At 30.0% G+C, this 25,366-nt stretch carries 19 protein-coding genes; all 19 read left to right on the top strand.

What is annotated here, in order from left to right; translation table 4 throughout:
- Positions 1-1,030 (top strand): translation factor GTPase family protein (locus MAGTDC_RS02095; RefSeq protein WP_462138615.1); only part of this gene is annotated, 1,030 nt, incomplete at its 5' end.
- A 1,399-nt stretch (positions 1,031-2,429) separates the two neighbouring features.
- Positions 2,430-2,555, top strand: a complete 126-nt coding sequence (locus MAGTDC_RS05530; RefSeq protein ID WP_278046845.1) for a hypothetical protein — start codon at positions 2,430-2,432, stop codon at positions 2,553-2,555.
- Positions 2,556-3,116 carry a 50S ribosomal protein L3 gene (rplC, locus tag MAGTDC_RS02090; RefSeq protein WP_146656540.1) on the top strand — a complete coding sequence of 187 codons (561 nt, stop codon included), beginning with the start codon at positions 2,556-2,558 and terminating at the stop codon, positions 3,114-3,116.
- Between the two features lie 48 nt (positions 3,117-3,164).
- Positions 3,165-3,647, top strand: coding sequence for a 50S ribosomal protein L4 (gene rplD, locus MAGTDC_RS02085; RefSeq protein WP_192572898.1), 483 nt, complete (start codon positions 3,165-3,167; stop codon positions 3,645-3,647).
- Complete coding sequence (locus MAGTDC_RS04635) at positions 3,626-3,790, top strand: hypothetical protein (RefSeq protein WP_192572899.1); 165 nt, start codon at positions 3,626-3,628, stop codon at positions 3,788-3,790. The genes rplD and MAGTDC_RS04635 overlap by 22 nt, the downstream gene beginning before the upstream one ends.
- Positions 3,791-5,267: 1,477 nt before the next feature.
- Complete coding sequence (locus MAGTDC_RS02080) at positions 5,268-5,597, top strand: hypothetical protein (RefSeq protein WP_146656542.1); 330 nt, start codon at positions 5,268-5,270, stop codon at positions 5,595-5,597.
- Positions 5,598-6,081: 484 nt separating this feature from the next.
- Positions 6,082-6,327 (top strand): 30S ribosomal protein S17, encoded by a 246-nt coding sequence (gene rpsQ, locus MAGTDC_RS02075; RefSeq protein WP_146656543.1) that lies wholly within the window; start codon positions 6,082-6,084, stop codon positions 6,325-6,327.
- Entirely contained in the window at positions 6,327-6,689 is a 363-nt protein-coding gene (locus tag MAGTDC_RS02070) for an uL14 family ribosomal protein (protein ID WP_146656548.1), read from the top strand. Before rpsQ ends, MAGTDC_RS02070 begins: the two co-directional genes overlap by 1 nt.
- Before the next feature lie 256 nt (positions 6,690-6,945).
- Positions 6,946-7,185, top strand: coding sequence for a hypothetical protein (locus MAGTDC_RS02065; RefSeq protein WP_146656544.1), 240 nt, complete (start codon positions 6,946-6,948; stop codon positions 7,183-7,185).
- A gap of 78 nt (positions 7,186-7,263) precedes the next feature.
- Positions 7,264-7,419, top strand: a complete 156-nt coding sequence (locus MAGTDC_RS05525; protein ID WP_278046846.1) for a hypothetical protein — start codon at positions 7,264-7,266, stop codon at positions 7,417-7,419.
- A 2,301-nt stretch (positions 7,420-9,720) separates the two neighbouring features.
- Positions 9,721-9,885, top strand: coding sequence for a hypothetical protein (locus tag MAGTDC_RS04630; protein ID WP_192572901.1), 165 nt, complete (start codon positions 9,721-9,723; stop codon positions 9,883-9,885).
- 745 nt (positions 9,886-10,630) lie between these two features.
- Positions 10,631-11,323, top strand: a complete 693-nt coding sequence (locus tag MAGTDC_RS02055) for an RNA polymerase alpha/RpoL/Rpb11 family protein (protein WP_146656545.1) — start codon at positions 10,631-10,633, stop codon at positions 11,321-11,323.
- A 5-nt stretch (positions 11,324-11,328) separates the two neighbouring features.
- Entirely contained in the window at positions 11,329-11,661 is a 333-nt protein-coding gene (locus tag MAGTDC_RS02050; protein WP_146656546.1) for a L17 family ribosomal protein, read from the top strand.
- Between the two features lie 1,247 nt (positions 11,662-12,908).
- Complete coding sequence (locus MAGTDC_RS02040) at positions 12,909-16,664, top strand: DNA-directed RNA polymerase subunit beta (RefSeq protein ID WP_146656536.1); 3,756 nt, start codon at positions 12,909-12,911, stop codon at positions 16,662-16,664.
- A gap of 6 nt (positions 16,665-16,670) precedes the next feature.
- On the top strand, positions 16,671-20,696 hold the full coding sequence (locus MAGTDC_RS02035) for a DNA-directed RNA polymerase subunit beta' (RefSeq protein ID WP_146656537.1): 4,026 nt from the start codon (positions 16,671-16,673) through the stop codon (positions 20,694-20,696).
- 360 nt (positions 20,697-21,056) lie between these two features.
- The gene (rpsG, locus tag MAGTDC_RS02030; protein WP_146656538.1) at positions 21,057-21,521 is read left to right on the top strand and encodes a 30S ribosomal protein S7; all 465 of its coding nucleotides are present in this window, start codon (positions 21,057-21,059) and stop codon (positions 21,519-21,521) included.
- Complete coding sequence (locus tag MAGTDC_RS02025; protein ID WP_146656851.1) at positions 21,515-22,789, top strand: GTP-binding protein; 1,275 nt, start codon at positions 21,515-21,517, stop codon at positions 22,787-22,789. Before rpsG ends, MAGTDC_RS02025 begins: the two co-directional genes overlap by 7 nt.
- A gap of 539 nt (positions 22,790-23,328) precedes the next feature.
- The gene (locus tag MAGTDC_RS02020) at positions 23,329-24,474 is read left to right on the top strand and encodes a cytochrome b (protein WP_146656850.1); all 1,146 of its coding nucleotides are present in this window, start codon (positions 23,329-23,331) and stop codon (positions 24,472-24,474) included.
- The gene (locus MAGTDC_RS02015) at positions 24,464-25,093 is read left to right on the top strand and encodes a cytochrome c1 (RefSeq protein ID WP_146656849.1); all 630 of its coding nucleotides are present in this window, start codon (positions 24,464-24,466) and stop codon (positions 25,091-25,093) included. Before MAGTDC_RS02020 ends, MAGTDC_RS02015 begins: the two co-directional genes overlap by 11 nt.
- Positions 25,094-25,366 lie beyond the last annotated feature (273 nt).

The following is a 25,366-nucleotide window of genomic DNA, read 5'->3' as shown; positions in this document are numbered from 1 at the left end:
AGGAGAGGTGGTCTACAACATTAGAAATAACTCTGAACAGAAGATCACTAAACTGTTGAAAATGCATGCCAACTTTAGAACAGAATTAAGCCATGCAAACTCTGGAGATATTATTTCCATTTGTGGTATTAAAAACTCAATAACCGGTGATACACTATGTGATATAACCTCACCAATATCATTGTTTGCTATTAAATTTCCAACACCTGTCATCTGTGTTGCACTTGAACCAGATACTGAACATGATCAGGAAAAACTAATCAACATATTATACAAGTATAGTTTAGAAGATCCAACATTAAGCTTTAAAATCAACGAAGAATCAGGACAAATAATGTTATCAGGAATGGGAGAACTACATTTAGACATAATAATTGATAGAATTTTAAGAGAACATAATCTAATGTTAAAACCAAACAAACCCCAAGTTGCATATAGAGAAATGTTATTGGATAAATGTATTGAAGAATATACTCACAGAAAACAAACTGGAGGTGCAGGTCAATTTGCAAAAGTCAAAATGTTGTTTGAACCTACACACAACGATGAATTTGAATTTAGATCAGAAATAACTGGCGGTTCTATTCCAAAAGAATACATTCCAGGAATAAAGAAAGGATTGGAATCAGCAATTATAAATGGACCAGCACTCGGTTATCCTATTATAAGATTGAAAGTAACTCTTATAGATGGAGAACATCATGATGTTGATTCTTCCATATTAGCATTTGAAATAGCTGCTAAACAATGTTTGAAACAAGCCATTCAAAGAATGGGGGTATGTATCCTTGAACCAATTATGAAGGTTGAAATATTTATCCCTGATATTTATATCGGAGACGTTACAAGTGATTTAAAAGCTAGAGGCGGACATATTACAGATCAAACATCCATTAACAAAACTGGATTGATAAAAGCCAAAATATCATTAGCAAACACATTTAAATACATAGATACCCTTAGATCTTTAACAAAAGGAACTGGAACATATTTCATAGAATTCGATAGCTACGCAAAACTAAACAAATAAACACCTAATTTAATCCAACATCCGATCCCGACAAATCACATATGAATATTTATAACAATTAGGCCATGTCAATTCATGGCAAAACAACATTTTACTTCAACGATTATTAAACTCTTTGGAAATTACAAACCATACGAGGAAACAGGATCTTATCCCCTGAAGAAAAACCTCGTAAGAATAATTATATCAACCACATGAATGTTGGATATGAGTCTAAAACAAGACATTATGTTCATGTTGGTTGTTTAAGTTATCCTTATTACATAAAAATTAACAACAGGAACGGTTCAAATAAATAGAACCATTTTCGTTTGTTTAGCATACGATGAACCAACACTCCAAACAGGGGAACGGATATTGTTAACAAAACAAATAGGTGAACCTATAAGTGTTATTTTCTTTAATAAGATCGATTTAATAGATGATTTATATTCAATAAAACTTGTCGAATTAGAATTCAGAGAATTACTTTCTTCTTGTAATTAATCATGGAAAACCACCAATTGTTAGAGGATCAGTGTTGATGGCTTTGTTTTAAAAACAAAAGACAAATGATGTGATTTAAAAAAAAACTATTAATTAAAACAATTGATAAACGTATACCAACACCAAAAACATGAAAGAGATAAACCATTTCTAATACCAATTGAAGATGTGTTTTAAATTCTATGAAGAGATACTGTTACAGTAAGACGAATAGAATAGGAATTAATTAAAATAGGAGATAATATAGAAACAATTAACATCAAACAACCGATATAAACCAACATGTGTTAACAACGAGATGTTTCTTAAAAAAAGGACTTGATTCAAGGAGAGAAACAGGTTACAACGTTGGAATTTTGTTCATAGCTATCGATAAAATATTATTAAATAGAGATAAGGTTTTATATAACCTAAATCTTTATGTTCATACTCTGTACACTTAAACTGAAATTTATACATTAAAGAAAGAAGAATAGTAGACATAACCCAATATTAAACAAGTATAACCTCAAGTTTTACTTACAGAACTACAGATGTAACTGTGAACAATTCATCTTGATTAAAGGTGTTGAAATAATAATGTCCAGAGATAAGTACAACAATATCAATTGAATTAATTATATCCTGTGGTTATTGGAAGAAAGATTAAGTTTTCTTGTTGTTAGATAAAGAGATAAACCGTTAATGCTGAAGTCATTACAAGACTCATAAGATAGATTTAGTGTTTAATATAAGATCTAAATCATTCAACTTACCAACATTATTACCATATATTGAGAATTAAAACTAATATAAAAATAACAGAAATCTGTAAGTCTTTCAACAAAAAAACAAAGAATTTACAATCAATACTACTTTAATACATAGATAAAAAAAGTAGAAATCTGATTATAAGATAAAAACATACTCCAAAATGCTGACAACAGCAGCTGACTTCAATGAAATACTTTCTAAATCGATTAAGATCTCAATACCATCAAGATATTTATATTGGAATCAAACAACCAAAGGTACATCGAAGAATTATATTAACTTTTAAATGAAATTAGTATCTGTAAAGTCTAAAATGATATCAATTAATGGTAATGCGGCAACAATGTTGGATATCTTGGCATGTGTCGTTGTATCAAGTGGTCTAAATTTTATTAAATTAGGATATAATAAGAGAAAGTTGTTAAAAAATTTCAGAGATATTGATGTTAAAAAAATAATTTATGTTCCGTGTTTTATTAAAACTCCAAACGAATTTGGTTCAGTATTGGATATTAAAGACTTAAATACAAATTCAACTATAAACATCAGAGGAAAAACAAAAGGTAGAGGATTTACAGGTGTGATCAAACGTTATGGTTTTTCGGGACTAAGTGCATCACATGGTGTATCTTTAACCCATAGATCGTTGGGAGCAATTGGTTCAAGACAAGACCCTGGCAGGGTTTGAAAAGGAAAAAAAATGGCTGGTAGAATGGGAAACGTTTATATTAGTTTAAAATTAATCAAGATAGTGGTTATTAATAAATTTACATGTTGAATTATAGTTTATGGGTCTGTTCCCGGAAAAAATAATAACATCTTATATCTACAACAAACAAAAACATAACTGTTTTATTCCAGGACCGATATTATTTCCAACGTTGTAAGATGAGAGTTGGATAAACGACGTTGATATGTTTCATATATTAAAATAAGATCAGATTCAGAATATAGTAACAAAAAATTATACAAACAAAAGGGTATGGGCGTTGCAAGACATTCAACTAAATCAGTATCACAATTTAAAGGAGGATATAAATATAGTGCTATCAAAAAAATAAAAAGATCTAAAACCAACAAACGATATAGGGATATTGCTATTAGGAGTGTATTGGTTGAGAAAGTTAAAGATGGTAAATTGTTACTGATAAATAGATTAACTAATGTTAGGAATTTGGTTGTATCGGGATTATTGATACACACTTCTGATGAAGATAAACAAATCATTTATGCCACAAAGATCGGATTTTGTTGTATTCATTGATCGAAGTTAGATATTTCTTCGTTAATCAAAACAAAACAGCTATTATTCACAGATTTAGCAATGAACAAACTCTGTAACACTTTAGAATCGAGATGACAACTGATTACAAACTAATTAACCCAACACCATCAGCAGAACAAAACTTAATACAACTATTAAATGTTCCGAAATATATAAAGACAAACCAATACAAACCATTAACAAGAAAAGATATATGTGAACCATCAGGTAAGAACAATACTGAAAGATTACTGTAAGAACATAGAAGTGAGAGATGTAAGAGAATATTTCGAATAATCGATTACAAAAATTAACCAATATGGAGGTTGTTAGTTATTAAGAATAGAATACAACTCCTAACAGGAGTACCAACATTGTTGTTGTTAAAAACAGAACTGAAATCTTTAAAGTATATCGTTGCTGTAGATGGTTTTTAAAAAAAAACAAATGATCAGATCAAACAAAAAACCACATAATTATGGTATAAGCAACGGATAGAGGTTATAAATCAGCATTGAGTTTAGATGATCTGTCTCTTGGTACTCAAGATTAGTTATATGGAATTTTATTCTGAATAAGGTAGAAATTTATCAAGACCAACGGCTTGTTGTTGTTAAGATTTAACAAAATTCAAGATAAAGTATTAATTAAAAAACTTAATTCAGATATAAGAAGATTATTAAATAGAAAATGTACTGTAACTATTAGAATAATATCAACCAAGAACCATTTAGTTTAAAAAACCAAATTAGTAAGACTAAAGGATCACGTTGGCTTAAAAAAAGATCAAACGTATAGTAGAATAACAATGAATTCTATTGATCATCCTATGGATGGAGGTAAAGAAAAACTAGTGAAGAAACACATCCCGTTTCACCTTAAGATATGGTTATCAAAAAAAAAGAAAACAACAACCAAACATTAAAATAACTTATCTAAAGGTTGATGTAGTAATTAATGTCAAGATTAACTGTGGAAACCAACGTTTGTTTCGAACAGAATCTTAAAGAGATGATGTTGTTAAGTTAATATCAAAACCTGAAGCAGAAATAAATATATAAATTCCAGAATCAATTGATGGAACGTTTGAAGTACATTAATGGAATGATGATTAATAAAATTAAATTACAACCTCCACGGTTGGACATAAATTAGATGAATTCTCCATTAAAAAAACCAACATGTATACATAGTGGTTAGTATTACCTACCTGTTTAACAACACCAATTACAATCCAAAGAAACTCCAATGAACTAAAACATATATTGAGAGGTGATATACGTGTTGTTATTAATAAGTTGGGATGGTTAATAAGAAAGAATAGCTGTGTTGTTAATCAATTTCTTAAAACATATACACAATGATGTGGGGTTTGAAGGTTTTGAACTTTAGATTCATAATACTTAATAGATTTAATATCGGTAGAAGACATATAAAAAACCAAACTTAGATATGGTTCAAAGGGTAGAATATTAAAGATCAAAAGTGTAGGAACCAATTGTTAGTGTTAATGTTAATATAATTAGTAAAAAAAACTAATCCTTATAGGTATATCGGTTGTTATTAACATCTAATTGATAAAGATTCGGTATTCTTCATGTCTAAATGATTATTCCGAATATTTAAGTTATTAAAACTGAAAACATGTTTGGTAAATTGTTATAAGAACCATGGATTAGGTAAGGGTTAGTGTGAAACAGGAAAAATATTTCTATAGAATAATTCTAGGAACCAATGATACCACATCTTTTCTACAAACAACAAAACATTCATGTAAAAGATTTAAACGTTTATACTTTAAAGAAATTATTTTGATCGAATATTAAAGTCATTGTTAAACAAACAGATAATCCTACTTACCATCCGTTAGTTATAGCCAACAGATTGATAAATGAAACAAATAACATAATAATAATGGTAAATATAAAACAAATATCTAAAACGTTAGTTGGAACCAACATAGTTGAATTGAAAGTAAGATATTCTGAAAGAATAAACAGAACAGATGTTGTTCAAACAGTTATAACATATAAAAAAGATGTTATTGCAAATATTCTCTACTAATATATCCTATGCCAACGTAAATGTTCGAATAAACTTATGGTGTTTGTAGTATTAAAGTCTGAGTATATATTAATAATTTAAAATTAAACATGTTACAACAAATATGGATAAATTCAGAGGAAAGAACCGAAACTTTAGACCGATTATCTCATTGAACGTTGAATTCATTGAACAGAAACAAAATAATTAAAGATAACATGTGTATAAATTGAATCTGTTAGATCTGATAGTATTAACTGCATGGAAAACGGTTATATGGGTGTTGATAAGAAATGTTTCATGATATTTTATTAACAATAGTGATACATTTAAACCGCTGCCAACAAACAGGTAGATAAGAGAAGTATAGAAATCTCTGGATTTTGTTTTTCAGACTAAAACCTAACAGGATATTATTTGTTAAGCCATCCTCCTTCAAAGGAGGTCTATAAATGTTGTTCTTAGGTCCATTAATTGTAAACTTAACGATTGATGGAGATCATGGATGTGGAATTATGGGATCAACATGTTAGTGGGAACTATTATTAGGGACTTATTAACAGAAACAAAAGTGGTATTGGTTATTAAAAGAACAAAACGATCAAAGAAATATAAAAAAACAATAACAAGTACAAAAAAATATTTAGTATCGGATAAGGATAATAGATTTAGAATTGGTTCAAAGATTTTAATTAAAAGTTGTTCACCAATCTCTAAGCGTAAATCGTGGTTTATTGTAAGTATGGCATAATGATTTTACCTAGATCTGTTGTAAAGGTTATAGATAATTCTGGAATAAAATTTATTAGATGTATTAAAATAACAGGCTCAACAAACAAACGTTGAGCTAAATATGGAGAATTAATAAAAGCTTCAGCAATTGTTGTATACCCAAGATCTAAAATTAAACAAGGTAGTGTTGTTAATGCTTTGATAATCAGATGTATTAAACCATTTAATAGAACATTAGGATATATAAAGTTTAATGAAAATTCTGTAATAATCTTAAGTGATAAGTTAGAACCTATAGGTACCAGAATATTTGGACCTGTGTTGAGAGAATTGAAGGTTACTAACCAAAATATATTTTCATTGATCAATGATGTTGTTTAACTAATATTTAAAAGAACAAAACATGGATAGTTGTTAGTATAAATAATAAAAAAAATAAGAAATAAATTCATGTAAACACAACAGCCATATACCAAAGAGGTATAATCAAGATTATCGGCTGTTTTAGTATTCATTTGTTTAAAAGTACTGACCGTTGTTACCAAACAACAACTTAAATCTATTCAATCGAACCAGATGTTGGTTTCAATAGATATTTAATATTTAAGCTGAATCTAATACATATTTTTATATTAAAATGTACATATGTTACCTAAGATTAACAAAACCATCTTATCTGGATGTATTAACAACAAAATCCAATGAAACCTCCAACAAGATTGGAACATCCGTTCTTCATTTGATTACTGGATTTAAATCAGTTTTAATTGAAATTAAGTCAATAATATCTGGATTTAATGATAAAGAAACATCAGGTAATCGGATTCAAGTGTTGCATTACGTTCGAAGAAAATATATACTTTCTTGGATAAATTAACATATAGTACCACTCATAAAATGAAGGATTTCAAGGGATTTAATCTATCATCTTCTGATAAGAATTTCAACATTTCGGTTGGAAAACAAGGATTGAATTGATGTTTTAGAGACATTGTCATGTGAGAACATTGGCCAAACAGGATTCAATATCACTATTTGTATCAGTGCATTAACACAAGTTCATGTTGTTACGTTGTTAAAGAAAATCGAATCGAACTTCGTTAACATCTAAGATCAATACATTAAAAAAAAACTAAAACAAACAAAATGTGATATATATTATTAACAATGTTAAATTAACACAACAACATTGTAACCTTTTGTTTCTTGCAACAAAAAAATGAATCTATTACTACCAGAATCATTGATTTACTTACCAAGAATAATAAGTTCAGTTAATATAAGAAGTAAATATATCATTGTTGATAGATCTTAAGGATATTATCATATTTTTCTTCCGATTGTTTCAAGAAGTAATAAAACGACTAGATAATCCAAGGTTGTTGTTAAGAAAAAAGAAATAATCTTAATAAATCTAATAGTAAACATGAAAATATATATTAGAATCCATTATCTATAATGAGAAATGGTTCGATTTCCAACCTCCATACCTTAAATTCAAAATCAAATTCATCACTGACATCTAAATAACATAGGTACGGTTATAGTATTGGCGTTGGAATTATAACATTCAATCACTTAATAAACTAATAGATGTTAACCATATAATAAGAATTACAACATGAATAATCAAAACACTTCTAACATCAGAATCGTTAAATCTAAAGATATATTGGGAGTAATAAACATCGGAGATGAAACATTCAGGTTGGTACCCTGTTATTAACAACAAAGTGATGGTATTAAACGAATATTAAATCCAACTTATACTAGAAAGAATAGTGGTTGTTACTTTATCAAAAAAACTTACTACTATATACCATTCTAAGAAGAATAAAACTCCATTTACATGGTTCCAAACGTTCAAATGTTTGGATCATTCAGAAATATTGATATTAAACAACTGTGTATCTATTAAACATAAGTTGTGTTGTGGTCTGTTACCACGATTTAGTAATACACTTATCAAAGTTAACAATTAATTTTAAAGGTATTAACATAGATCATATTAAATAGATAGTTATAAAGGAACAAATCATAAAAACATCGAAGTATTCAAATGACCTGTGAACGTTTGAACTTCGATCCTGTTATAAAATTTTATTTCAATTAAACAGAACCAACGTTCAGTCCAACATCCAATCGTTAATAAATATAATGAGTTCAAGATATAAGTTCGGATATAGGTCTATAACTTATTAGGTTGTTAAGAAACATAACCATATTAAAAGGTCATAAATGTTGTTAATGGTAATAGTGATAATATACACGGATAAGAAATATTGGATCGAACGTTGTTAGAAAGTAATAGGATGGAATTAAATGTTCAAGATCCGATAATGTCATCAATGTTAAGAAAAATTAATAATAGAAATTATAATCTGATGAACAAAATCAACTAGAAACCTAATCATGAAGATATCATGGTATTGTTTAGTCGTTGATGTTTTATCTGAAGTATACAAATAACTCTAAAGGGAGGATGGTACATGTTGTAAACATACTCAACACATTAGATTTTATGTTATAGATGAATGTATATTGAAAAAAAAGTTTTGATTGATGAATACGTTTCCTAACCTTGTTGATTAAACCAAAAAAAAACCATATCAATGTTATTGTGTTTGGTGATTGTTTTGATGTTTAAGATTTCAGTATATAGGAAAAAATAAGTAAAGTTAACAACAAAAATATACAAGGATGTTTGAAAAAAAACAAAAACCATAGATCTTGAGTATCGGTTGTTATTGAAGATATTTATTAATAGTGTTGACTTCGGATAACAATAAAACAAACAGATAGAAACAGGATGTTGTTACAAAATTCTGATCATTTTGTTTGAATAATATGTTAGAGGTTCCTCTCGGAAGGAACAAGAAACTTATCTCTAATACCAATGTGATATAATTACGAACAAATATTGATGTGTTGGTGTAAAATGACAACAACATTGTAAGAACAAAGCAGAATAATGTTACAACGTTGGACTCTGTTGTGTTTGGAAATTATAAATGTTAGTGTTCCGTCATTGGATAAAACCCAACATAATGTTATCAAAGTAACATTTAATACATTATAGAGAATTAAATTCAAACTTCTAATTAAATGAAAAAATGGTGTTGTTAAACTCATTGAATTCAGGTTTCATGAAGGGGCCACGAAGAAGTAAGATGAGGTCATGGTTGTTCCAAAGGAAAGACATATGGTAGAAGATCCAACGGTCAGAGATGTAGATCAGATGGTAAGAGATATAGTTATAAAAAACAACATCCAGTTAACTGAAAGATATTAGAATATGGATTTAAATGAGATAACAACAATGGTGGTCATATTATCAAAACTATAAGTTTAAACCTGTTGAACAACAGGTTATCAAGTAATTGTAAGTGTTCTATTAAAAATTTATAGAGATATGTTTGGTATAAGTGATCTCTGTTATGTTAAATCATTAGATGGTGAGATAATTGTCACTGGATTGATGTTGGAATGTAATCTGACATCTGATAATACTATACTTAAAATGACAAATCTTGGAGGTAAGATTAATATATCAAATGTTGTATTCCGTTTGAAGTAATCAAATAAAAAATACAACCGATACTATAAAACAGAAATATCTTCGTTGTTGCTACACACTTAATGTGATTCTTGATGGACCATACTTTGTTATTCCATGTTAAATCTTACTATCTGTTAGTCCGATGAATCTTGGCATGAACGTTGTTTCAGTTTAAACAGGACCATAGGTCATTACATGTCATAGAAAACATCCATCATATTAATTAACCATCTTGAAGTATAAAATTCTATCTAATGTAGATAACTTGGATATATTAACTACTAAAAAAAAGGGGAGATTATAGACATAAGGTTTATTTGTTGGTTATAAAAGGTAACGAACAGCAACAAACGGTCATGTCTAAACTACATTGAGATTATAATAAGTTTGATACGTTTAATAAAGAATTAAATAGAAGTATTACACACAAAATTAACAAAAAAATCAACAGTAGTGTACAGTTGTTCTTATAGAAGAGGTGATGTGGTGTTGTGGTGATTATAAATGAATATGAAGATTTAAAGGAAAGTGGAAATTATTTACCATTTTATTATTTAAGTAACTAATAGATACGATACTGATAGAAAAACAACAAAATAATAATAGTAATAAACACTGTAACATTTCAAATAGAAACAAAAGCACTGAATCGAATCAAGATGTTGTGTTATAAGTACTACAACCCTGATCTTAAATCATAACTTCTATTAGATATTTTATTAATAAAACCATTATAATGGATTGTGAACCTTAGAGGGTTTGGATGTTGTTAATGTTACAACAAATTAAATTAATACCTTGTGGATATAATAAGTTTAAGTTAGGTATAATATTAAATGATAAGAACTTGGTTCAAACCATAGGAAATACATTAAGGAGGGTATTAATGTCTGATGTTGTAGGATATGCGGTAATTGGAATTAATATTGATGGTGTATATAATGAGGTTGATAAGATAAATGGAATAAAGGAAGATGTTATTGAGGTTGTTAACAATGTCAAGCGACTAGAATTCATGTGTCAAGATGGAAGAAACGTATTTAGAGCAGTAATAAATACTTCTAAGAAGGGTAAGGTTCTTGCAAGTGACATTTATCTTCCTGATGGAGTATTAATATTTAATCGTAATCACTATATATGTAATTTAGGAATTGGAATCAGATTTAGATGTGAACTCGTTGTTGCTTGCAGTAAAGGATATTTGTCAGCTTCAGAAGTCCAAGGTAGATATAATTCATGTTTACATGGGTGTTTGGTCTTAGATGTTGATTTTAATCCAATTAAACAAGTATCATTTAAGATAATCAAACATGAATTCAATGTATATTCACAAGAAGAAGCTGAATTAATTATTGAAACCAACGGATCAGTAGATGTTGTCGAAGTAATCTTCGGATGTTGTTTAAATTTGAATAAAAACTTTGATAGTATTAGAGACTCGTTAAAAATAAGTTAAAGTTAATGGTAAGATTATCAAAACATGAAGTTATAAACTTAATAAGATGTTTTATCATGACAGGTAGGTTGGTTTCTACTTCAGAAAGATTAAAAGCTGTTAAAACTGACATTGAAAGGATATTAAATAGAATTAAAAACATCAAGATAGACAAACCACAAGAAACCATCAGGTTATTAAGATCTAAGTTGAAATGCGGTCAAAGATTCGCTGTGTTAATAGGATATTTATTCTCTAAAATAAAGTCCACCAATGGTGGTTACACCAAACTGATAAGGTTGTGAAGAAGAGATGGTGATGGTGCGGTTACATCAATTTTAATACCATCAAACCATTAGTTAAATGCATTACCATCAGCTATGCCAATTCTTACCATTGTTTATTTGTTCTGTGGATGTTGTTTAATATCAAATGAAAATTATAAACGATTAATGATATTGTTTTATACGGCTAACAACACCCAAATCAACAATCACCATGCCATTACAACCCAACCAGAATTACATAATAACATTTCAAACATAACATCGACAATTATATCCTCCAAACACTAACTCATTAACTTATATGTTTTATTCCAATGTTTCCAATTACCATGTAACCTCAATCGTTATATCCGATCCCATAGTGATATGTTTCTCCATATAAAAAAGAACCAACATCCAGTCCCTACTTCGTGTTAAACATGTTCCAATCATCTTCTGTCTTTTTATTATTAAATCTACATCATAACAGGTAACATCAATTATTACTTCATTTAACATTAACACAACAAAATCAAGTTAAATTACCTGTTAGATCAAACCTTTAAACATATAATTCCCTTCAATTAAACAAAAAAACCATACACACCTCATCTGGTTGTTTTAATCCACATCAAAATGATGATCAATTATACCCACAACTACTTTGTTTCCTATTTCTAACAGATTTAATTCCACTATCAGAATTAACATATATTAACTAATAACAATCTGATTAAACATCTGCATTTTGTTTCAATTACCAACGTCCACCCCAATAATTCATGTGTCTTCGTTGCCAACAAAGATGTCCATATTATCCATAGACTTAAAGAGTATTTAAACCTACACCAACTAAACGGTCATAAACCTCATGATCTACTATTAAGCTTATAAGTCTAATTCATATTTCTTCATGTTATCTCTCTACCAACAAGATCTATTTACTATCGGTACTTTGTTGTTTCCAACGAGATCGGGTTATTGATCCACTATAATTGATTTAAACATAAGTTAAACTGATAAAATTAATATAAACATCGGAAATAAACATGTGGATGTTGGTTATCAGATACAAATTGATCGAAGTCATCATGTTTATCACTCTTAACAACATAATAACAACAGCATTGTGGCAACCAAAACTTAAAGAAATACATCAAAACGTTGTTAACAGTTAAAAAAACTATTAAACGTATAACGGAAGAATGAATCAAATGAACCTCAATAGAAGTGATAACCAAATACAACAAAAGAGAAATAAATTAAAAAAACAAAACTGATCCTATCAAGGATCAAAGATCTGAACTACTAAATGTTATAATAGATAACACTAACAACATTTGAACACCAGATTTAATTTAAACACCAACTTGGTTAACAAAATACCATTAAATCACAATGATTTACTAAACAGACTCTATAAAAACATATTATGAGGTTGTTATAACAACGAGGGTATAAAGATATCAAAGTTAGAACTTATCTTACAAACGTTGTTTCCATTAAATCTCAAACATTATAGTTTAGAACTAATAAAACCAAGTAATTTTGTTAAAGATGAGAAGTTAACTTCGTTTGGACTTGAATTAAACGTTATCCGGTATTGTCTTGATAAAGATATTTTGTTTGTTATCGATCAATATGGTTTAGATGTACTATTAATGGATTTACCGAGACCATCAAAAGATGGAATTCTGACTATAAACGGAACAAGAAAAACATTAATAACACAACTGATAAAACAATCGGCAGTGTTATTTGATCGAGAAAACAAAACCATAAGCATAAAAGATAGAGATATTGGTTATCTAAAGGTCAATGGACCGAAAATAATACATAACAACCATGAGTCCGATCTATTTACAAGTCTGTTAGCACTAAAGACCAAACATTCACATATATTTAAAGGTACTTCTGAAATACATGATGTAGGTTTCTATAAAGGTACATGACATCGGTTAACTTGAGATATTACAAAACAAAATGAATTTAAATATGGTTCGAGAAGATCACTTAGATGTAAAAAAACTATAACAGGATGTATAGAAACGGGTAATGTGGTTATTATTGGAGTTTATACTAAGGCATCAAAGACTCCTATTGTTAACATAGACATAATGTTAGATAAGAATACCGCACTGAATTATTCAAGTTACATTACAATAACTAAATCTTTAAATGTTCTGAATGTTATTAATGAACTCGATGAAGCAATATTGGAAGGTGAAACTGAAATAACTCATGAAGACATCAAAAATGTTGAATTAACATTAACAGGTAGGATCTTTTTAAACGATTTAACAAGAAACCATCTGAATTTTGGTTTAGAACAGTTAACAAAAAAAGATTTAATACTAATTATGAATGAAATGTTGTTCAATCGGAATGGTTTCAAACATGTTGATTGTGATGTTCGTGTGATAAGAGGAAGTGGTGATGTGATAATAGATGTTATTAAGAAAACATTAGAACCAATATTAAGTATTAATGATCCAAACGTTCAAACCGATGATGACATGATGATTGGTAAACTTTTTGATTCTGTTAAAAAAATACAAAGTGATGTTGATAAATTTTTTGGTTCTTCAAACCTATGTCAATACCTCGATCAAGTAAACAGTTTATCTGAATTATCTCATAAAGGTAAGTTAACATGTTTGGGTGAAGGTGGATTGACATCACAAAATGTAGAGGTTACCATAAGAGATACAAAACGGTGACATTTGGCTAAGATATGTCCAATTGAATCTCCAGAAGGTCAGAACATTGGTTTGGTAACAACATTATCAGCATATGCCAACGTTGATGTTAACGGATACATATCGACAGGATATTATAAAACTTATAATGGATTAATCAATAGAAATATTATATATTTAAATCACTTTGAAAGTAAAAGACTGAACGTTGGTTTAACGTATAATAGAATTCAAGAGAAATGAACCATGTGTTTGAATTGAAACGAAATTAAAATAACAGATAGAAGTGTAATAGATCTAAGCTTGGTATCAGATGCTCAAATGTTTTCACATGCTGTTCGTTTGATACCATTTCTTGGACACAACGATCCAACAAGGGCATTAATGGCAGCAAACATGTTAAAACAAGCCATACCTCCATTGAATTCAAGGCCACCCTTAGTTGGTACTGGAGAAGAATATGCCGTAATGAGAGATACTGGTCACAACGTTGTGGCACGTAACGATGGAAGGGTTGTTAATGTTGATTCTAAGAGAATCGTTGTTTACGAACCAAGAGATCAGAAACAAAGAGTTTATATCTTACCACAATCAAGAAGATCAAATCAAGACATGTGTCAAAGAATACGAACGGTTGTTTATCCTGGCCAAAGATTGAAACAGGGAGATGTTATTGCCGAATGTCAATCAAGTTGTGATGGAGAAATGAGTTTAGGTGCCAACCTGTTAGTGGCATTCATGTGTTGAGAAGGATACAACTTCGAAGATTCGGTTATAATCTCTAATAATGTTATAAATAAAGGTATATTTAAATCACTTCATATAATAAATCTTAAAACAAAGGTCAAACAAACACCATCTGGTAACGAATGATTGAGTCCAAATATTACTGATATACCAATAAAATATCGGAGATGTCTGGATTCCGATGGAATAGTTAAAGTGGGAAGCAACGTCCATGAGGATGATGTGTTAGTGGGTAAGTTGGCTCCAAGATCTGATGCTAAACAAAAGAAAGAAGAAATCAAAGAGATCTGTGGAGATGAGTTAAGTTCAGATGAAGATATCAACGATGATAATGGGGTAATTACCAACATGGAAGATGGAGATTATACATTCAACGTAGGAAAAGATGGAAACGATGAATTATCTACAGAATTAGTACATAATACTTCACTTAGAGTACCAAAAGGAATAGATCATGCAACGGTTTTAGAAGTGGAAAGATCATCAGATGGAAATAAAAATTATCAAGATAAGGATCTAGAAGATTATATACGTTGTTACAACGTTGTTACTAAGAAATATGTCAGAAGATGTTGTCTGTTATTACAGATCAGTAATATAAAGAAATTATTTACAACAAGTCCACTTACATCTGGCAATAAGATAATCCAAGACGGTCTAAATCTATTACACAAGAAATACTTAAGTTATTTGAACAAATTGGAAGTTAACATGTTGTCTAAGTTTAACAACAGATTGACAAATGAAAATCAAAGTGATGGAAGTAAGATATTAGAAACTATCAGAGTAAAACTACTTGTACATAGATCAATTAAAGTTGGTGATAAGATATGTGGAAGACATGGTAACAAGGGAGTGATATCGGAGATAGTTCCGAAAGAGGATATGCCATTCATGGCTGATGGAACACCGATCGATATTATACTTAATCCATTAGGAGTACCATCTAGGATGAACATTGGTCAATTATTAGAAACAACCTTTGGTTTAATTAGCTACAAGTTTGGTTTAGAATTTAAACATGTATTAAACATGTATTATAAAACAAATGATGATCGGATATTGGAAAGAGTTATACCTAAACTTACCGAATTATATCCAAATATAAATAAGTTAACAAAAAATATGATCCTGATTTTGTTGTCTGAATTATCACAAGGAGTAAAGATATCCTGTCCGTTGTTCGGATTTCCGTTTGAGTCATGTTTGAAAGATTTTAACAACAGGTTGTCAATTAATTCCAACAGAAAGATTCAATTATACGATGGAAAAACAGGATTACCTTTCATTAGTACAACAAATGTAGGGATTATATATATATTTAAATTAAACCATTTAGTTGATAACAAAATCCATGCCAGATCAACAGGACCATATTCGTTTGTAACTCAGCAACCTCTTAAGGGAAGGAATAATTTAGGTGGACAAAGGTTGGGTGAAATGGAAGTATGGGCGTTGCAGAGCTATGGTGTTGCTTATTTCTTAAATGAATTATTATCAGCTAAATGTGATGACATGATGGCAAGACATGAAATCCAAGAGAACTTTCTGGAAGAAAGACCAACATATAATCTCTACCAAACTGAAGGTATGGCTGTTTTGATAAAGGAATTATTCTCAATGTGTATTGAAATCGAAGCAACGAAATAAATAAACATGTTGTCAGTATTTAATAAAAACATATCTAATCTTAGATTTAAAATAACATCACCAGAAACAATATTGTCATGGTCATATGGGGAAATATGTAATGCAGATACCTATGATGATAATGGAAAACCAATCGTTGGTGGTTTGTTTTGTCCAAAGATATTCGGTTTTAGAAGGAGAAATGAATGTTTATGTCCAACACCCAATTTAAACAACAAAATGATCTGCCAAACTTGTGGCATATACCTTGATACTGACAGATTACAAACAAGATCGAGGTTCGGACATATTAATTTATCAACACCAGTAATGCATACTCTGTTTTATAAACCAACACCCACCATTTTAGCCGAATTACTTAACATGGACGTTGAAATGGTTCAAGATATAATCGAATGTAAACTACATGTTATAATATGGTCCGATCTAAATGATTATAGAAACGGACAAGTCATATCAACCGAGACATACAGAAACATATGAACAAGAAACGATCGATGTTCAGTAGCATCAGGAGGACAGGCCATCATGGAACTGTTATCAAGAGTTCAATTAAATAAGATAAAGACATCGTTGATAAAGGAAACGCAACGTACAAAATCCGAAGAACTATTGGATAAGATAAAGAATAGACTGGAGATAGTTGAATGTTTTATTTCGAATAATATTAGATTAGAATGATTGGTAATAAGGATCTTACCTGTTCTACCTGCTGAATTAAGACCAATGATAGTTTTAGATGATGATACATTAGCAAATTCTGATTTAAATGTACTCTATAAACATATTATCACCGCAAACAACAACCACCTAATTAAAACAAACGAGATAAGGTCAAACAGTGCCGATGAATTTGATAGTTACATTGAAGGTCTGATATCGTTACAGAAGGTAGTTGATGATTTAATTGATAACTCTTCGGATGTTGATAATCCCAACAAGTACAACACAAAAGCATTGAAGTCATTGGCTGAAATATTAAAAGGAAAACAAGGTAGGTTTAGACATAACATATTAGGTAAGAGGGTAGATTATTCAGGTAGGAGTGTGATAGTACCAGGACCGAATTTATCTATAAATGAGTGTTCGATACCGAGATCAATGGCTGTTGAATTATTCAAACCATTCATTTATTCTAAACTAATGTTGAAATCAAATCTTAACAACAAAAAAACCATCAAACATGTACTAGAAACTGATATTTATTTAACTTATAAGATCTTAGAAGAAGTAGTAAGTTACTGTCCGGTGTTATTAAACCGAGCACCAACGTTGCATAAGTTAAGCATGAGGTCGTTTTGAGTTAAACTTACCAATGAAAAAGTTATAAGATTACACCCATTAGTATGTTCTGGTTTCAATGCTGACTTCGATGGTGATCAAATGGCGGTCCATGTTCCACTCAGTTTTAATGCCAGAATTGAAGCTACAACGTTGTTAATGGCCGATAATAACGTAATGCATCCGGCCCATGGTGATCCATGCATCCTGCCATCCCAAGACATGATCCTTGGTCTGTACTACATGTCGTTAACATCACCAGAACACAAGGATATATGCTTATCTTCATACACTGAAGTACATAAAATTCTGTTCTTAAACAAAATAAACTTACATACCAAAATAAAATTCAGAACTGTTGTAAACGGGAAGATAACTGAAATACTATCAACACCAGGTCGTTTGTTGATATCTGAATTAGTTCCATCAGAATGTAATTTTTTATACGAGTGGAACTATCCCGAATTCAGTAAGCAACTAACCTTCGACATAATTAAATTGGTCAATGATAAATGTGGATCAAAACAAATGACAACGTTTTGTGAAGGACTGATGAGATTGGGATTCAAATATGCAACAAAATCTGGTCTGTCATTATCGAACTCCGATCTCGTTAGTCCAAGTTATAAGAAACTACTTCTTAGAGGTATACGATCAAGAATAACAAAATCCTGATCAAAGATCGGCAACAAACAGGAGGTTTCAATGTCATTATCACTATGACCGAAGGTCTTGGATGCTGTTAATAGTAATATTAATTTAGAAATAACAGGATATAGTTTAAAACAAACACCGATTCAAATGATAATTAACTCTGGTGCCAGAGGCACGTTGTCTCAGATTCAACAATTAATTGGTTCTAGAGGATATATCGTTGGGTTTGATGGAAAACCATGTAGATTACCAATTCTGAATTCTTATAATGAAGGATTAAGCTTAATTCAATTCTTTTGTTGTACATTTTCATCGAGAAGAGGATTGATCGAGACAACGTTGAAAACGGCAAGCTCCGGTTATCTCACAAGAAAACTTGTTGAATCAACGAGAGAGTGAGTAATAAGTGAAGATGATTGCAGCACCGAAACAGGTCTAAATGTTAAACCAATCATGGATCTTGATTTTATTAAGAACAGATTGATCGGAAGATTTATAGCTAAACCGATATTAACAAACAAAAAAATAATTGTACAGAGAAATGAACTAATTACTGAAGATAACATTTATAAGATATTAACAAATTGTAATGATGGTTTATGAATCAGATCTCCGTTGACATGTCAAGCAAGATTTGGTATCTGTAAACTCTGTTATGGAATAGAATTGGGTAGTGGAAACATGGTACAACATGGTGATTCTGTTGGTGTTTTAGCAGCCCAATCAATTGGCGAACCTGGAACACAACTTACATTAAGAACATTTCATGGATTAACAAATATCGAAGGTAAAACCAATAGAAAAATGATAAAGAACTGTTTAATATCACCAGTTTCAGGAATTATTAAGATCAAGGATGTTTCATGTGTTGTTTCAGAATCAAACGATATAACCGTTGTTAATTCTAACGGTTCGTTATTAATTATTAAAGATGATATTGAAATCTGGAGTTATAAACTGCCAAGAGGTACTCACTTGTTGGTTTCGAACAATAAACACGTTGAATCCGAAGAGATATTATGTTTCAATTGTGTCAGATCAACAAGTTTATTAAGTTTAGCCAGTGGTCGTTCGTTCTCTAAGAACTTAATATATTACTTAAACATTAAGAAAGAAACCTACGATATAACTGAAAGAGATAAGACCAATGTTAAACCGAATGTTGTCAAAGATAAGATGTCATTGATTGGTTTAGATGTTGGAAAAAAGAAACAGTTGTATTATGTCACTGTTAATAGTAAGAACACGTTTAAAATAAATCCTAATGAAAAGATAAGTTTATTTGATAAGATCTTAGAGGTTACAACCGAAGATGAAGATGAAATTGACATAACATTGACTGAAGGTTTCGAAAGATTATCGAAGTTATTTGATAACAACAACGATGAAGATAATAGTTCAGTTATTAGTCCGATAGATGGGATATTAAAACATGGAACCGATGGTAATGGAAACAGATTATCCATCATTGATCCGATAAACATTAACAAACGGCCTGTTGTTTATTCTGGTTTAGATGTTAAACTGTTTATTAAAGAGAACAACATGGTAAAACAAGGACAAATCATCTTACATGGAGACCATGATCTATCGAATTATGCTGAAATATACGGGTTCAATGATCTCTTTAACTATTTCGTTGGTATTGTCCAAGAAATATACGGAAACCAAGGAGTTAATGTTAATAGTAAACACATTGAGATGGTTTTAAGACAAATGACTAACACAGTAAGCATATCTGATGCTGGTAATTCACCATTGAAGGTCGGATGTTGTTATAATTGACAGGATGTTTCCAGAATTAATTATTATATCAAAACATTAAAAAGAAAAACAGTATTAGGTGATAGACAAATCGTTGGTATAACAGAAACATGTGTAAATCAAAGATCTATACTATCCGCTATCTCCTTTCAAGGAGCAATAAAATCAATAATTAAAGCTATAATATCTAATAACAATTACGAAATAACTAGAATAAAAGATAAAATTATGTTAGGAAAAGTACCATCGATTGGTACAGGTTTCATAAACGAACAAAAATTGATTGAAGATGGGATGTTAAACAAAAGTGATCCCGTTGATGGAAAGATCTAGGTATAAAATTGTTAGTGAACAGGATATATCTCTTACCAGATGAAATATAACTTCTAACTAATAAGTATATCTCTTTGGTTTAAATAAAACGTTTGAACGTTTGAACAAATTATGTTATTAATAACAGAAATTAAGTAGAAATGTGTAGTAACAACGATGGGATTTTGTTTATCTACATATTAAGATTGAAGTATATAATCGGTAATAGATATTCCATGATAATTGTTAGATATGAGTATATTAAGAAGATTTAACAGAAATTAAACCATTAAGTTAAAGTATTATAAACATAAACGTACCAAAAACACTCATGAACTCTAATATTCAGATAAAAGTACTACCAATGAATAGGAAATAACAATGTCAAGGAACCGTAAAGTTAATAACACTGTGTTTTCTTATTCTGATAAATGTTTGATGTTATCAAAACTAATAAATTACATAATGAGAGATGGTAAGAAACGTATGGCCATGTTGATTTTGAAGAAATCATTGGATTATATAAATGACAGATTACACATTAATCCATTGAAGGTATTATACGAAGCAGTTGATAATGTTACACCATATATAGAAGTTAGAAACATGAGAATCGGTGGTGTTTCATATCAGATACCAATTGATATACCTGTTGATAGAAGATTGGGATTAGGTTTAAGATGGATGGTTGATGCTGCAAAACAACGTAGAGAGGTTACAGCATGGTTGAGGTTGGCTTGAGAAATAATAGATAGTGTTCTAAGAAAGAGTTCTTCATTTAAACGAAGAGAAACCATGCACAACTTAGCTAAAAACAACCAAGCGTTTGCTCACATGGGATGGTAAACTCAAACCTCAGAAAAATAAGAAACATTGGTATAATGGCTCATATAGATGCTGGTAAAACAACCTTCACCGAAAGGTTACTATTTATAACAGGTAAACAACACAACATTGGAGAGGTTCATGACGGAAATACCACTATGGATTGGATGGTTCAGGAACAAGAACGTGGAATAACGATAACATCGGCTGCTACTTCTACAAGTTGGAAGACTGATTTGTTTACTGATGTTCGATTTAATGTCATAGATACTCCCGGTCATATTGATTTTACTGCTGAAGTAGAAAAGAGCTTACGTATCTTGGATGGAGCTGTTATAATATTAGATGCCAGTGCTGGTGTTGAATCTCAAACAGAAACGATTTGAAGACAAGCAAATAAACATTCAATACCGAGAATAATATTTTGTAACAAGATGGATAAAACAGGATCAGATTATTTCATTAGTTCCAATAGTCTGATTAATAAATTATCTATAAAACCATTATTACTACAAATACCAATTGGTACACAATCAGAATTCCATGGGATAATAGATGTAGTTAACATGAAAGCAGTATACTGAAACCAAAATGGTAAAGATCTAACATATAGTATTATGAACATCCCAAACGAATACAAAAATGTTGCCAACGAACAACGGAGGTTACTCGTTGATTCAATTCTCGAGTTCGATCACAACAAAATAACAACATGTCTACGATGTAATAAACTTGATAGCCATAGTATAATCTCATTAATAAGATTAGCTACAATTTCAGGTAAAGCATTCCCAATTATGTGTGGTAGTGCATTCAAAAACAAAGCAATCCAACCTGTATTAGATGCAATTGTTAATTACTTACCATCTCCTGATGATAGACAACCGGTGAGAGATTCACTATTAACAAACAAACTGATTCTAAGATTTCCAAGCAACTCCGAACCAACATCAATGTTAATATTTAAAATAATGTCAGATATATACTCCGGTTTCCTGTGTTTTGTAAGAATATATTCTGGAAGTGTTAAACAAGGAGAGGTGGTCTACAACATTAGAAATAACTCTGAACAGAAGATCACTAAACTGTTGAAAATGCATGCCAACTTTAGAACAGAATTAAGCCATGCAAACTCTGGAGATATTATTTCCATTTGTGGTATTAAAAACTCAATAACCGGTGATACACTATGTGATATAACCTCACCAATATCATTGTTTGCTATTAAATTTCCAACACCTGTCATCTGTGTTGCACTTGAACCAGATACTGAACATGTTTATGAGTAACAAACCTACATTTAAACACATGAAAGGAAACTATTACTACGTTGTAAACAAATATTTGATCAGCAATAACCAAATGTTGTTAAATAACTATATCTGCCGATGCTTTTAATTAAATAAAACATAAAATTATATCCCATCTCGATTGGAACTGATAGCAAATAAAAAAAACATCAACATCTATCCAAAAAACAAGATATTATGTGATGTAAAATCTCGAAGATTTATTAAATTAAATAGACTAAACAGACCACAGATGTTTTAGTTGGAAATGATAATTTAAAATATTAAAACATTCATTCAATGATAAAACCTAAGATATTAGACATGTTCTGCGATAACTGATTGGTCCATTGTTATTTTTCTACCAATTCGAATTATTGTTCGAACAAAATAAAGAGTTAAAGTTAAATATACCACTGGATATTTCTATAATAACTCAAACCAATTAATTTAATTGTACTATTCCTGTTATAATCTAAAATATCCCATTTGTAAACTTAAATCAAACCTCAACAATAACTAAAATAAAAAACAACACAGTGATAGATCTAACTAAAACTATGATAAACTACTTAATTAAATTCCAAGTACCAAAACATGCAAACTGGCTGTATACTACAGGATTTTCATTGATGTTTATATTTATTCTCCAAATATCATCAGGAATTTCGATGGCTATTCACTACAAACCATCAACCAGATTGGCGTTTCTATCTATTCATAGAACTGAAAGATTATTTAAATATGGATGATTAGTAAAAAACTTACATGTCTGCGGATCATCTGCGTTGTTCCTGTTGTTATATTTACATATATTTAAAGGAATTTATTATAAAGCATATTCCGGATCCAAAAAAATAATATGATTAACAGGTAGTATAATACATTTAATTATGATGCTGATCGAGTTTTTTGGTAGTGTTTTAAGCTGAAGTCAAATGTCATACTGGGCTGCTGTGGTAATCACGAACTTTATAGGCTCAATTCCAATTGTTGGTAAACCTCTAAGATTAATATTACTTGGAAGATATTCAGTTGGTGCTTCAACACTTAGAAGATTCTTTGTTTTCCATTGTATATTTCCATTTATATGTTTATTTTTTATCATAATACATCTGTTATTAGTACATATTAAAGGCCAAACAAGCCCAATAGCGAACAGACTACCAATATCAAAATCATTTGAAGATCTTTATCCAAATTTTGTTGCTAAAGACATAATGACTTGTATTGTTGTATTATTTGTAATGTATGTTCTATGTTTGGTCTATCCAAATATAATATTGAATAAATTAAGTTATATCCCAGCTGACTATTATTCAACTCCTACTGACATTGAACCAAAATGGTATTTCTTACCATATTATTCAATACTTAAAACCTTCGAATCAAAGATGTTAGGTATAACTTCGATAATAGTACTCCTATCTTCCTTAGTATTTATCCCATATATTTATAACAAAGAACTACCAAATATAACAACAAGAAGTTATCGATTACATACTATAACCGCATTCATCAGTCTTATCTTTTTAGGATTGACAGGTAAATGCAGATATACAAAATTGATCTCTAAATTATCCAAAGCATGTGTGTTGTGATATCTAGGATTTATTTCTCTACCTTTAATTATAAGAATTATTTCATTTATCAACAAAAAAAACATAAGAGATATTGGATATTAGCTTCAAGATAGGTCAGATTAAACGTGGTTTCAATATTTTTAGACAAGTATGCATCAATTGCCACTCTCTTAAGCTTTTCAAGCTTATGGATCTACTTAAATTGGGATATACCCACAAACAAGCAGCTTTGTTAGTAAAAAAATATAGAATAATCGATTATTTTAAGTTACCATACAAATCAATTATACAGGCCAAACATTTTAACAATGGGTCGTTGCCTCCGGACTTATCTTTAGTAACAAAATATAGATCATTTCAATGAATATATGATCTTTTAACTGGTTATGGTAATACTGTTATAAGAAATAAAAGTAATCTATATCAAAACAAAGGTCTAGAAAGCGGTTGGACTGCTATGAGACCACCATTGGCTTACGGATGTATCAAAGACAACTTCTGTGCTCAACATACCATCCACCAATACACTCGGGATGTGATTGGTTTCCTAAATTGAGTATCAGAACCATGACTAAACATAAGACAGAGAATAACAATACCAATTTTAAGTAGTTTATTCATTACAGGATTAATACTTACCAATTCATTAATTAAAAACAACAACAAAACTCTTTGAGAGTACATCGTTAACAACCATTTGTTCGGATCATGAAACCATTAATAACAGGTTATAGTACATTTATGTAACCTAATTATCCTATTGATTCAATATAAATAGTAATTCATAACTAACAATATAAAACTCTTATCTAATAACCTACATAATCAGAGATTTATTACAATAAACTAAAAATGAACAACATCCATGCTTGGAATAAACGAATACCGATGTCAATGAGACCTATATCTTCTATGTTTTATTAGCTACTATACATCTTAAAATGTTTTCTATGGCATATCTCTGGGTTGTTTAATCAGGAGACCATCGATTAGC

Source organism: Candidatus Hodgkinia cicadicola, assembly GCF_002774925.1.
The sequence above is the reverse complement of the archived record's forward strand: the minus strand, read 5'-3'. Positions and strand labels throughout refer to the sequence as shown.